This window comes from Halomicronema hongdechloris C2206 (assembly GCF_002075285.3).
In the GTDB taxonomy this organism is placed as follows: domain Bacteria; phylum Cyanobacteriota; class Cyanobacteriia; order Phormidesmidales; family Phormidesmidaceae; genus Halomicronema_B; species Halomicronema_B hongdechloris.
Map to the genome: position 1 here is coordinate 5008269 of NZ_CP021983.2, position 12538 is coordinate 5020806.

A 12538-nucleotide genomic window follows, 5' to 3' on the forward strand; every position below is an offset into this window, starting at 1 on the left:
CATGGCTCGTTGACGGCCTGATCATGTCTATACTGAGCCTGGCATCGGGTCTCTGAGGGAACGGCTGGCAGGATAGCTACAGAAGGTGGGCAAATGGCTGGCGGCTCTCTGGCGCAGTTGCTTGATGCGATACATGCGCTCGTCGGCAGTGGCAATGGTGGTTTGTAGCGAATGGCGGGGATCACGGCTGGCCCATCCCAAGGACATCTGGATACCTCCCGCTTCTATGGAGTCTAAGATCCGTTGGGCAAAGGATTCGGCATCAGAGGCTGCCATTTCCACCGCTAGAATGGCGAATTCATCGCCTCCCAAACGAGCTACCACGTCTGAGGCCCGTACCGTCTGACGGAGATGGTTGGCGGCTGCCATGATCACCTGATCTCCGGCTTGATGCCCCAGGGTGTCGTTGATCTGCTTCAGCCAGTCTAGATCTAAGACAAAGATGGTAGCCGGGCTGCCATAGCGGCGGCAACGTTCTTCTTCGGTGGCCATTAAGAGATCCCAACCACGGCGGTTATAAAGCCCGGTCATGCTATCGGTATGGGCTTGCAGTTGGGCATGCTCTAGGCGGCGGACCATTTCCTGAGCCTGGAGGTCCTGCTCAATCAGGGTAGATAGAAAGCGAGCCTGTAGTTGCAGAAAGGGCAATTCATGATGCAGCCGGTCGGGTTGGGGCTGCGGATCGATGGCACAGAGGGTGCCAAACAGGTGGCCGTCCGGCCGCAGCAAGGGCATACCGATGTAGGCCTGAATCTCTACCTGCTGGCCGATGGGAGCCTCCAGATAGGCGGCTACGGCCCGAGAGTCAGGAGCGATATTGGGACCGAATCCTTGTACCATGCGGGAGCAAAAGGAATCGCACCACCGAAACACCTGGCCCGGCTCGACCCCGTAGCCATGATCGTTACTGACCAGCACGATCCAGTCGTTGCCTTCGGTGCGGGTCACCATCCACAGTTGAAACCCCAACCGATTGTGTAGCAAGGCCAGGGTCTGGTGAGTAGCTTCTGCTAAATTCTGAAACGGGGTCAGTGCAGCAGATAATGGTGTCGGCGAAGTGGTGGTCATGGCAGCTACAGGATGACGGGATCCTGACCAGGTACCTCTCACCTGAGAATACCCAAGCCTATGGAGTTATTATCGTCACCTGCCCCGACTCCGTGATCGGCGTCACTGACAATTCTCAAATCTTTACAATTTTTGTCGAAACAGTTGCATCACCTGATTCCAGGCATCGGCAGCGGCTTCGGGATGGTAGCTATCCCGCTGGTCGCAAAAGAAGCCGTGGCTGGCCCCCTGGTAGCGGAAAATCTGATGGGGGATGCCGTGCTGTTTCAAGGCAGCTTCGATCTGATCGACGTCTGTCAGGGGAATCAGGGGGTCTTCGGTGCCGAAGAAACCATACAAGGTGCCTGTGATCTCGGCGGTACGACTAATGGTGGGCTCGCCACCACCAGGGGTAAAGCTGGGGATGCCAGCCCCATAGAAACAGGCGGCAGCCTGAATATCAGGCAGGGTGGCGGCTAGATAGGTGACGTGGCCGCCAAAGCAGAAGCCGATACAACCCATGCCGCCGGCCTTAATTTGGGCCAGGGTGCGGAGGTGGTCGATGGCAGCTTGGATGTCGCTGAGCAGTTCCGCGGCCTTGGTGCCGTTTTTATAGCGGCGCCCGAGTTCTAGGTCTTCTGGACCATAGCCGACTTCAAAGCCAGGGGCCTGGCGATGATAAATGTGGGGTGCGATCGCACCATAGCCAGCCCGGGCAAAGCGTTCGGTGACGTCCCGGATATGGGCATTGACGCCAAAGACTTCCTGAATCACGATCACGCCGGGGTAAGGGCCAGTGCCCTCCGGTTCGGCTAAATAGGCGGGAATCTGCCAGTCGCCGCTGGTCAGCTCGACAGTGGTGGTCTGAATTGCTGCTGAGGTCATGGGATCTGCGGAGTAAATGCGCCATCATACCCTAAGGTATCGTGACGCCGATCGGAGCAACAGACCATGACCCTTGCCGTCGGAATCATTGAAACCCTGGGGCTACCTGCTGCTATGGAGGCCGCCGATGCCATGGCCAAGGGGGCTCGGGTAGAGGTGGTGCGGATGGATACCACTGATGCTGGCTTGATCAGCATCATCGTGCGGGGACCCGTTGCCGAGGTCAGCCAGGCCATTACCGCGGGTTGCCAACGAATTCGGCAGGTTGAGGCAGGGACCTGGGTGGGCCACCACATGGTGCCCTGCCCTGATGGTCAGGAAGAGGCCGCCCTACCGTTGCTGCGCCGCCAGAGAGACCCCGATCTATCCTCCACCTGGCTAGACTGACCCCTAGTTAGTTATCCTGCCCCTGGTGACGGCTGGGGTAGCCGATGAATGTGCGGATTATGGCGATCGTGTCATGAATTGGGTAGCAGGGCACTGTATCTATAGGGTGGAGCCCTTTAGCCGGCTGCCGAGTTGATAATGAGAGCCCTGGTGTAGCCATCGGTACCTCCAAAAGATGGGAGGATATGGCTGCGGGGGCAGTCTATCGAGGAGGATTGGTTCCTCTGGCAGATGTAATGAGGTGTGGTCGTGGTTCAGTTTCACATTCAGCCCGATAGCGATATTCCCGCTTCTACCCAGCTTTATGATCAGATCTGGTTTGCGATCGCATCCCGTCAATATCCCCCCGGCTACCGCCTGCCCAGCACCCGTCAACTGGCCATGCAAACCGGCCTACATCGCAACACCATCAGCAAAGTCTACCGACAGCTAGAAGAAGCCGGTGTCGTCGAAGCCCATCCTGGCTCCGGTATTTACGTCCGCGAAAGCAACGTCGAGAGTGCCCGCCTGGCCTCTCCCCTGTGGGAAGAGTTTCCCAACGCTCGCAGTACCGTTGAAGCCAGCCTCGACGAGCTGTTGCGCCAAGGCTGTTCCCTGCACCAGGCCCGGGAGTTGTTTCTAGCCGAAATCGATTGGCGCCTGCGCTGCAGTGCCCAGGTCTTGGTCACCACCATGCGCCAGGATATGGGAGCAGGGGAACTGATGACCCGAGAGCTAGAAGCCGCCCTCAACATCCCGGTGCAGTTGGTGCCCTTAGAAGAACTAGAGGACGTCCTGGCCCAAACCCGCTCCGGCACAGTGGTCACCAGTCGTTACTTCATCACTGAAGCCGAAGCCATCGCTGCCCCTAAATCGGTACGGGTGATTCCCATCGACATCTATAACTACGCCAAGGAACTGGAGATGCTGAAAGACCTGCCTAGTGGCACCAGCTTAGGCATGGTCAGTCTCAGCACCGGCATTCTACGGGCCGCCGAAGTGATTGCCTACAGTCTCAAAGGCGACGACATTCTGTTGATGACGGCCCAGGCCGAGGATGCCGTTAAACTCAATGCCCTAGTGCGCAACTCCCAAACCATCGTCGTCTTCGACCAGGCCAGTCTGCCAGCCCTGAAACGGGCCATTGCCTCTGCCCGCGACGATCTAATCCGTCCCCCTCAGCTAGTGGTCTGTGGCAACTACATCGATGCCGACTCAATCACGCTACTGAAGCGCGAGCTGGGTCTTGATTAACCGGCTGTGCCCGGGCGCAGCCGGATGAATTGAACGCTTATAGTGCTGGCCAGTCAGCTTAGGACATGGTTGATCGTCCAATAGCCTAGTCTAGGGGGGGGCTTCAGTCGGTAGAGTCTTTTCGAGAAAACACCTTAATCCTACGGGATGATGGCCCTTCACTATTATCCGATTCAGGTATCCGATTCAGGGCCTACCAATTGCGCCATCCCCCTGACATTTGGGAGCGCCCCTGTGCCCCGGGTTCCAGCCGCAATAATCGTTGATAGTCCTGGCTGCTGGCCCAATGATCTACTTCGCGGGCCCGCAGTACTGGCACTGGGTGGGTCAACTCACTGGTTCGAATTTGCTTGACCAGTTCCCCGAGCTGGCTGGTGCTAACGGCATCATAGGAGCGGGCCTGCTCTAAAAATGCCTCTAGATTTAACTGGGAGGCCAAAGCCGGAGAACCGCCAGAGAGCTTCATCAGCAGCGAGGCGACGACTCGGGCATCTTGAGTGACCAGCAGGGCGGCGCGATCGCATGTGAACTCGGCGCAGCGAATCCACTCCATAATCTGAGCTTGCAGATTAGGCACCACCAATTCGCCAAATGGTAACTGGCCTGCTGCCAACGTCAGCAAATTGGCCAGCGTGAGATAGACACTATGATCACACTTGAGATGCCCCAATTCGTGACCAATCACCGCCTGAATTTCTGCTGGCGTTAACAACTCCAGCAGAGACGTATGAACTACGATGAAAGGCTGTCGCCCTCGCATGGCAAAGGTATAGGCATTGGGCACCGGGTGCTGACGCACATAGAGCTGTGGTGGATCCAGATCCAATATCCGACAGGCTTCTACCAGAAGCCGATGAATTTCAGGTAGTTGCCGCTCTCCCACCAGCACACTGGAGGCAATATTGTCCAAATAAAAAATCTGCTCTGCCAATGGGGCAATCAGGGACCGAATCAGCATATCCAGTCCTGGCAACTGCCTTAATGCCTGGGTCGCTTCCAAATCCAGGGGATGCCTAAACTGATTGGCCTTCAGCCCCACTAGCGTAACTTTGCCACCCATGCTCTGCTATTACCTCGCCTTAACCCAGTAACCACCTCTTGCCTGGCGTCAGGCAGAAAATGGCATCCATGGTTAGTATAACGAGCCCCTAGCAGACCGCGATGGCCATCAAGGGTGTTCAACAACTAGATCATGGGTAACCACCTGGGTGGGCAATACCCGCTGCAGATTAGCCCCTAGCTGCTTCAGCTTGGTTTCTAGATTTTCATAGCCCCGATCGAGATGATGTAACCCTTGGATGACGGTTGTTCCCTCAGCCGCCAGGCCTGCTAACACCAGAGCCGCAGAAGCCCGCAGATCGGTGGCAACCACCGGAGCCCCAGATAGCTGAGCCATGCCCTTGATGATGGCACAGTTGCCATTGAGCCGAATATCGGCTCCCATGCGATTGAACTCGGCCACATGGCGCAAGCGGTTTTCAAAGACGGTCTCTGTGATCAAGCAATTGCCATCGCTGAGACTTAAGAGAGCCATAAACTGGGCCTGCATATCGGTGGGAAACCCTGGAAATGGACCGGTCTGAATATCCGTAGCTCGAATCACATCTCCAGGAATCAGCCGCAATCGGTTAGGGCCTTCCAACACCACATGGGATCCTGCTTCCCGGAGCTTGGCAATGGTGGCTGTCAAATGGTCAGTCACCACTGGTGCTACCACGATTTCAGAATGGGTAATCGCTCCTGCTACCAGAAAAGTTCCGGCCTCGATCCGATCGGGAATAATGGCATAGTCCGTACTGTGGAGACTAGGTACCCCTGCCACCGTAATGGTATTTGTTCCGGCGCCACGAATACGGGCCCCCATGGCCCGACAGAACTTGGCCAGATCTATTACCTCTGGCTCCTGGGCTGCATTTTCAATCACCGTTTCCCCATCGGCCAGCGTGGCTGCCATCATCAAGGTTTCAGTAGCGCCCACACTGGGATAGTCCAAATAGATATGGGCTCCGCGTAAACGATTACGCGGACCAGGCACATAGGCATTAACGGTACCGTGATCAATATGGACCTCTGCCCCCATGGCTTGTAAACCACGCACATGTAATTCTACTGGGCGTGCCCCAATGGCACATCCTCCCGGCAGTGGCACGCGGGCGACTCCTGTGCGGGCCAGTAGGGGACCAATCACAAAGAAGCTCGCCCGCAGCTGACTGACCAGGTCATAGGGGGCTTTGGTGTTAGAAATATGGCTAGCATCAACTTCCAGAGCATCGTCGTAGCGCTGCAGTTTCACCCCCAGGGCTGTGAGCACGTCTGCCATGCGAGTGACATCCATGAGGGATGGAATGTTGCGAATGCGACACTGCTGTGAGCACAAGAGGGACCCTGCCATCACAACCAGGGCAGAATTTTTAGCCCCACTGATGGTCACTTGTCCAGCCAGAGATGCTCGACCATGAACCTGTAAGACAGCGGAATCAACCACTTCAGGGGAAGTAGGGGAATTTTTTAGACGAGCCGACGTGACGATAGGGGTACCCTCCAATTCCGATAGCACTACAGCCTGTATATTTTTTCGTCTAGATTCTACCCGAATCCGCCAAATTCGCGACTCTCTCTCAGGCACCATTCCTGTGACGGTGCATTCCACACTAACCTACTGCCAACAAACACTCTATAGTTTTCCTAAAATAGATGGTTGACGAATGACCTCAACTAAAGGATGATGGTGAATCGCAGCCTAACTCTGCAGTAAAAGCGGAACTGGCGGAATTTGGTAGACGCGCTAGATTCAGGTTCTAGTGTTCGCAAGAACTTCCGGGTTCAAGTCCCGGGTTCCGCATGGGGTGAAAAGAATATTCTTCATGGTGGCGTACGGGGTTGCCACACTCTAAAATCGGGTAAATTTTCAGTTCCTGCCCGATTCAGACTTTTTATCAATCGAACGTGAAGATTCCTAAACTTCTGATGGATAATTTCTCCTAATCAGTGGGGACAACGGGGCAAAAACTCCTGGTATCTTGACGCTAGTGTCTGTATCCTGATGTGTCTGGCATCGCTGCGTAAGGAACCATGCTCACCAGTGTGAAAAATCCTCTCGTCAAGTTGATGCGACAGCTTCATCAGGCTAAGGGACGGCGGCAACAGCAGCAATTCTTACTGGAAGGCACCCATCTGTTAGAGGAGGCGCTAGCTGTCCAGCACCCTCTGACGGTGGTGTGTAGTACGCCGACTTGGCAAACCCGGTACCCTGAGCTTTGGCAGAAAATTCAAGCCCAGACTCCTCGAGCCGAAACTGTTTCCCCTGAGGTACTGCAGGCAATGGCTACCACCGTTCATCCTGATGGTGTGGTGGCGATGGCAGTTAGGCATCCCTCTGGAAATAGTCATCCCGATACTGACCAAGCGTTCTCTCTAACCCTAGGAGTGGCCGTTGAGACCCTGCAAGATCCGGGCAATTTAGGCACCATGATTCGTACGGCGGCGGCCGTTGCCGCTGATGGACTGTGGCTCAGTGCCAATAGTGTGGACTCAGATCATCCTAAGGTGTTACGAGCGTCGGCGGGACAGTGGTTCCGTCTACCCCTGTACAGCTGTGCCGACTTAACGCAACAAGTGAATCAGTGGCGCCGGGCTGGCCTCCAGATAATTGCGACTCAATCCCAAGCTAGTACCCTTTACTGGGAGCTTGATTTACGACAACCGACGATTATTCTCTTGGGCAATGAAGGAGCAGGGTTGTCTCCCGAACTGGTAGAAGCTGCCACAGCTCAGGCATGCATTCCCCTAGCTCCCTCGGTGGAGTCGCTCAATGTGGCTGTCACTGCTGCCTTAATGCTCTACGAAGTGAGGCGACAGCGATTGAAGACAGAGGCCTGGCCATGAAAGTACAGCAGCCCCATGGTCAGTTCCGATACTGGTCCTGAAGCTGTTGAGATACTCATACCTCCATCTCGGCTGGAGCTGGTAAGCCTCTAGCTGACATCTGAGGGGGACTGTTCCATGTAGTGTTCAATGTCAGCCACTGCCTCATCCAAGACATTTTCCCAGTCCACGGCAGTCTGTTCTATAACCTCTGCGGCGGCAGGGGCTACGGATTGCATAGGTGTCTCAGGGGCATCCGATTTGAGCACATGCTCCAATTCCCCTAGAGATTGTATAAACTCTTGGGCTGCAGTACGTCGTCGGCGTCTATGGTGATCTTGATGCATGGTAGATTCGCTCCAGATAGCGACAACCAACCACCGAGGCGGTATGGCCGACTAGCTCATGGGCCAAGCTACTGGGGTTACACACTTGGGTCATATTCTATAGGGTTCATCAATCAGCTTGGGACATCGCTGATTGGTGAATGGCCTAGTCTAGGGCAGCATGGCTGGCTCGCTACCGTTACGAGTTGTGAGTGGTGGACTGGCGATACCGGTGACTTCCGCAGCAGGCATGGTCAATTCCCTGCTCTGATAGGGTTCAGATCTAGACCTGACTAGGGAATGAGGTTAAGCAGCGGTATCAGGTGCCCAACTCCCTTGGGGCTAGCTGTTGTCTAATGCACCGCATCTAGTCAAGAATGAAGGGAACTACTGCCGACTGTGTTCAAACCTCATCAGGTCTATGGTTTGACTAGTGCCGCTGCAGCGGTAGAGAGTTATAAATCGTCGTGAATCGTCGAGCAGTCATAGCGCAGTAATTGTTGTGTCTTGGGAGAAGGACGTGAATCAAGGGGTTGATTACGACTTGATTATCATTGGAGCCGGGGTCGGTGGCCATGGTGCTGCTCTACATGCCGTTAAGTATGGGCTGAAAACCGCCATTGTTGAGGCGGCTGAGATGGGTGGTACCTGTGTCAATCGGGGCTGCATTCCTTCCAAGGCACTGTTAGCAGCCTCTGGGAGAGTTCGAGAGTTACGTAATGCCCAGCACCTCAAGTCTCTTGGCATTCAGGTTGCTCAGGTCTCCTTCGATCGCGAGACGATTGCTAACCACGCTAAAACCCTGGTGAGTAAGATTCAGGGCGATATGAGCAATAGTTTGTCGCGCCTAGGGGTGGATGTGATGCAGGGATGGGCCAAACTGGTGGCTCCCCAGAAGGTGTCGATTCGCCAAGGGGATGAGGAAACGATAATCACTGGTCAAGACGTATTACTTTCGCCGGGATCAGTGCCGTTTGTGCCACCAGGTATTGAGCTGGATGGCAAGACAGTCTTCACCAGTGATGAGGCCTTGCGTCTCGATTGGTTGCCTCAGTGGGTGGCGGTGATTGGCAGTGGCTATATCGGCTTGGAGTTTTCAGATATTTATACTGCCTTGGGTAGCGAGGTGACGCTGATTGAAGCGCTGCCGCAAGTGATGCCTACTTTTGATCCAGATATTGCCAAGATGGCCCAGCGTGCGTTGATTGGCCCTCGAGATATCGAGACCCGGGCCGGTGTGATTGCTAAGCAGGTAACTCCTGGCTCGCCAGTGGTGATTGAGTTGGCCGATCCGGAGACGAAAGAGGTTGTTGACGTGCTGGAGGTCGATGCCTGCCTGGTGGCTACCGGCCGCATTCCCGTGACTAAGGAGTTGGGCTTGGAGCGAGTTGGGGTGGAAACCGACCGGCGTGGCTTTATCCCGGTCGATGACCATTTGCAGGTATTGCAGGATGGAAAACCGATGCCCCATCTGTGGGCTATCGGTGATGCCACTGGCAAGATGATGTTGGCGCATGCGGCCTCGGCCCAGGGTGTGATTGCGGTGGAAAATATCTGTGGTCGCTCTCGCACGCTCAATTATCGTAGTATTCCAGCGGCGGCCTTTACCCATCCGGAGGTCAGTTTTGTCGGGCTGACTGAACCGGCGGCGCGCGAGCTGGCGGCCGCGGAGGGCTTTGCTATCGATACGGTGCGGACCTACTTTAAAGGGAATTCTAAGGCCCTGGCAGAAGGGGAATCGGACGGATTGGCTAAGGTTATCTACCGTCAGGATACGGGGGAGATTCTAGGGGCCCATATTTTGGGGCTCCATGCCTCGGATTTGATTCAAGAGGTGGCCAATGCGATCGCACAGGGGCACTCCGTTAATGATTTATCCTGCTGCGTCCACACCCATCCCACCCTGTCGGAAGTACTGGATGAAGCGTTCAAGCGAGCTGTAACCTCTGTCTGAGCACCCGCCTATGGAAATTCGTCGTCGTCCCCCCAATCCCAGTGTGGCCGTGCAGCACCTGCGCTATCGGGTGCCCCTGCCCCATGACCAACCCCGCAATATCTTGGAAAAGATTGTCTGGCATAAGGAAACAGAGGTTGACCAATGCCGAAAGCGGCTCTCCCTACAAGACCTACAGAAAGCTGTCTTGACGGCGCCGCCGCCACGGGATTTCCTGGCAGCCCTGCGTCAAGGCAATACCCATCCCGCCCTAATCGCTGAGGTCAAGAAAGCCTCCCCCAGCCGCGGACTGATTCGGGAAGAGTTTGATCCAGTTGCGATCGCACAGGCTTACGCTGCTGGCGGTGCTACCTGCTTATCGGTACTCACTGACGAAACCTTCTTCCAGGGCAGCTTTGACTATCTAACGCAAATTCGGGACAGCCTTGACCTGCCGCTGCTGTGTAAAGAGTTTATTCTCTATCCCTATCAGATGTATCTAGCCCGGGCCAAAGGAGCCGACGCCGTTCTCCTGATTGCCGCCATCCTGTCAGACAAAGATCTGCGCTATTTTACTCAAATTGCCCACGCCTTGGGGATGACCGCCCTAGTAGAAGTGCACACCTTAGCTGAACTAGATCGCGTGCTAGCCATCGACACCATCTCCCTGATCGGTATCAACAATCGCGATTTAGAAACCTTCCGAACCTCCCTGGACACGACCACAACACTGCTGTCTCAGCGCCAGCCCCCCCTAGACTGCCACGATTGTCTCATCGTCAGCGAATCAGGCATTCACACCCCAACAGATTTAGCCACCGTTGCCGCTGCCGGTGCCAACGCCGTCTTGATTGGAGAATCCTTAATCAAGCAACCCGATCCGGCCCAAGCCATTGCCATGCTATTTGCCGAATCAACCTTCTAGATCCTTGCCATAACTTCTCTTGGTCGGGCTAATACCGACCTTTCTTGCCCAGTGATACCCCTATGAGCGACGACCAGACTATTCCCTTACCGTCCCATATCCACTACGAACTGCTGCTGCAGTTACTTGAGCGAGAAACGATGATTGCTGCCCACCCTCACTCCCCACTGCAAGGGCAAGTCCGCGAACTCATCATTACCCTGCGCAAAGCTCTATCTCAACAGCGGCAACTCGAAGAAACCTGTGATCACCAGGGAGTTTCAGTGGAATACTACTGGTCTCTGAATGTACCCTCCGGCTCCGACGACGATCCTTCCATTGGCTAATAGACCGTGGCCGACATGTGTCCGCAGAACTATAAAAAAATAAAAAAAGTATCGACCGCAGCCGATACCTTGTCGTCGTAGATTCTATGCCGGACTAAAATCAACCCAACGTTAGCTGTGGCCAAAGTCAGCTGTGGCCACCGGCAACAACACTCAATAGGAGGGGCATATTAGCTGCCAGTAAATAGGCAAACGTTGCCCCGCCAATACCACCAATTAAAAATCCACCGGCAAACTCACTCCAGCCCTCATCATGGCTGAGTGCTTCTGGCGGATCGAATGGGGTTGTCGCCTCAGACACGCCCTTATTGACCCCAGCTCCGGAGTAAATTGACAAGCATGCCGTCAGAATCACCACCAAAGCAGCGGCTCCCAACAACCCTGCCAATCCTGGGATATCAGAATCTCGCAGTGGTCCCAAGAGGGCAAACGGCCCATAGAGCAGATAGCCATGGGCCATGCCAATCTCTAGGCCCCGACGCTGGGGCGATAGGCCAGGCCGATAGGCCGGTAAATTACCAATGAAGGTTTTCGTAACCGAAGAGGAATTAATCGGGGTCGCCAAGTTACCAATCTGGGGATCCCCCGCAGGTCTGATCGAATCGGTCATAACTGGTTTAGCTCTCTTACTGAGTCGAAGGCAGAATCGAAGACATAGCAAACAGCCTGAGGTGAGCTAGCAGCCATAACGACAGGCAAACTCATCTCAGGCTGGGGTTGGGCAAATTCTGCACAGTGTTAAGGATGAAACAGAAGATCGGGGAAGAAGCGATTGAATTCAATCAAAACTCCCGCCGTAATGGCCATCCATATAGCGGCCACCACTGGCGCCGTGGAAAGATACTTGACAAGATTGTCCATGGACTTATCTCCTACGCTTAAACAATCACTCTCTGGCGCAATTAACCTGGCCCAATCTAGGCAAGATTGAGGCCAGGCAATCTCTATGAATCAACTAACGGGGGGACACAGGAATTTCAGTGTCCTTGGCAAACATTTCCCCGGAAGCAATGTCACGAAAGGCAGTCAGAGGCCAAGCAAACCCAGAGAGAGAACATTTCAGAGCCAGAGGCACATCAATGATAATTTCCTTCTCTTCGGGCTTCTTCTCGCTGCGCACTGCAATCAGGTAGGAACGACCAGCCCAACCAATCCAACCGGCGATATATAGAAAAAGAATGCTGGGAATGAGAAATTCACCTACATGGGAGAGGTCCCCGTCTACGATTAGATGAGGAAGGCCGTCATCACCGCAGAGGAGATTTGAACTGCCATAGAAGTCAAAGCGAGCTTTGGCAGCTTCCGTCGCTGCATTCGCCGCCCGCTGCTGGAAAGCAGCAGATTCACTGCAGGGAGTCAGCCCTGCAACATCAGCAGCAGCTGGTAAAGCGATACCAAACCACGAAATGATTCCAAGGACCAGAGCAAACAACCGTCGCATAAATTGTTTCCCTTTGTTACTCAGAGACCAGGTGTTTACAGACAAAACGTTAAGTTATTTGTACAAGAATTCACCCAACCTGCAGTACAGCATACCTCGCTGGGGGAAATCCCGTAAAGCGCAGGCATTGCGGGAGTTTACATCTCTACAAACCATCCGGTTATGACCCTC

At 54.6% G+C, this 12538-nt stretch carries 14 protein-coding genes and 1 tRNA gene; 7 read left to right on the forward strand and 8 right to left on the reverse strand.

Translation table 11 applies throughout. The features are described from left to right. Positions 1-27 precede the first annotated feature (27 nt). Together XM38_RS22835 and XM38_RS22840 are read right to left on the reverse strand one after the other, a co-directional pair. A complete protein-coding gene (locus XM38_RS22835; protein WP_080805493.1) occupies positions 28-1068 on the reverse strand; it encodes a GGDEF domain-containing protein in 1041 nt (346 codons plus the stop codon). 123 nt (positions 1069-1191) lie between these two features. Continuing rightward, positions 1192-1932, reverse strand: a complete 741-nt coding sequence (locus XM38_RS22840) for a dienelactone hydrolase family protein (RefSeq protein WP_080805491.1) — start codon at positions 1930-1932, stop codon at positions 1192-1194. Between the two features lie 66 nt (positions 1933-1998). Here XM38_RS22840 and XM38_RS22845 point away from each other — a divergent pair, with 66 nt between their 5' ends. Further along, a complete protein-coding gene (locus XM38_RS22845) occupies positions 1999-2319 on the forward strand; it encodes a BMC domain-containing protein (RefSeq protein ID WP_080805489.1) in 321 nt (106 codons plus the stop codon). Between the two features lie 249 nt (positions 2320-2568). Beyond that, positions 2569-3552: a GntR family transcriptional regulator gene (locus tag XM38_RS22850; RefSeq protein WP_080805612.1), complete on the forward strand. Its 984-nt coding sequence runs from the start codon at positions 2569-2571 to the stop codon at positions 3550-3552. Positions 3553-3745: 193 nt separating this feature from the next. On the opposite strand, the gene XM38_RS22855 is transcribed toward XM38_RS22850, so the two are convergent. Beyond that, entirely contained in the window at positions 3746-4612 is an 867-nt protein-coding gene (locus XM38_RS22855) for a M48 family metallopeptidase (protein WP_080805487.1), read from the reverse strand. A gap of 108 nt (positions 4613-4720) precedes the next feature. After that, entirely contained in the window at positions 4721-6097 is a 1377-nt protein-coding gene (gene murA / locus XM38_RS22860; RefSeq protein WP_391540792.1) for a UDP-N-acetylglucosamine 1-carboxyvinyltransferase, read from the reverse strand. Between the two features lie 212 nt (positions 6098-6309). Here murA and XM38_RS22865 point away from each other — a divergent pair. Together XM38_RS22865 and XM38_RS22870 are read left to right on the forward strand one after the other, a co-directional pair. Beyond that, positions 6310-6394 (forward strand) — tRNA-Leu (locus XM38_RS22865). 230 nt (positions 6395-6624) lie between these two features. Further along, positions 6625-7437, forward strand: a complete 813-nt coding sequence (locus XM38_RS22870; RefSeq protein WP_088431153.1) for a TrmH family RNA methyltransferase — start codon at positions 6625-6627, stop codon at positions 7435-7437. An 89-nt stretch (positions 7438-7526) separates the two neighbouring features. Here XM38_RS22870 and XM38_RS26230 read toward each other — a convergent pair whose 3' ends face one another. Further along, positions 7527-7763, reverse strand: coding sequence for a hypothetical protein (locus tag XM38_RS26230; protein WP_080805483.1), 237 nt, complete (start codon positions 7761-7763; stop codon positions 7527-7529). A 499-nt stretch (positions 7764-8262) separates the two neighbouring features. On the opposite strand from XM38_RS26230, the gene lpdA reads away from it, so the two are divergent. The 3 genes from lpdA (at position 8263) to XM38_RS22885 (ending at position 10926) form a co-directional block, all read left to right on the forward strand. Continuing rightward, the gene (gene lpdA, locus XM38_RS22875) at positions 8263-9696 is read left to right on the forward strand and encodes a dihydrolipoyl dehydrogenase (protein ID WP_080805481.1); all 1434 of its coding nucleotides are present in this window, start codon (positions 8263-8265) and stop codon (positions 9694-9696) included. 10 nt (positions 9697-9706) lie between these two features. Further along, positions 9707-10600 carry an indole-3-glycerol phosphate synthase TrpC gene (trpC, locus tag XM38_RS22880; protein WP_080805479.1) on the forward strand — a complete coding sequence of 298 codons (894 nt, stop codon included), beginning with the start codon at positions 9707-9709 and terminating at the stop codon, positions 10598-10600. A 62-nt stretch (positions 10601-10662) separates the two neighbouring features. Continuing rightward, complete coding sequence (locus XM38_RS22885) at positions 10663-10926, forward strand: DUF5340 domain-containing protein (RefSeq protein ID WP_080805477.1); 264 nt, start codon at positions 10663-10665, stop codon at positions 10924-10926. A gap of 127 nt (positions 10927-11053) precedes the next feature. Here the strand turns inward: XM38_RS22885 and XM38_RS22890 are convergent, their stop codons facing one another. The 3 genes from XM38_RS22890 to XM38_RS22900 form a co-directional block, all read right to left on the reverse strand. After that, positions 11054-11536: a photosystem I reaction center subunit XI gene (locus XM38_RS22890; RefSeq protein ID WP_080805475.1), complete on the reverse strand. Its 483-nt coding sequence runs from the start codon at positions 11534-11536 to the stop codon at positions 11054-11056. Between the two features lie 128 nt (positions 11537-11664). Further along, positions 11665-11787 (reverse strand): photosystem I reaction center subunit IX, encoded by a 123-nt coding sequence (gene psaJ / locus XM38_RS22895; RefSeq protein WP_080805473.1) that lies wholly within the window; start codon positions 11785-11787, stop codon positions 11665-11667. Positions 11788-11881: 94 nt separating this feature from the next. Beyond that, the gene (locus XM38_RS22900) at positions 11882-12367 is read right to left on the reverse strand and encodes a Photosystem I reaction center subunit III (RefSeq protein WP_080805471.1); all 486 of its coding nucleotides are present in this window, start codon (positions 12365-12367) and stop codon (positions 11882-11884) included. Between the last annotated feature and the right edge of the window lie 171 nt (positions 12368-12538).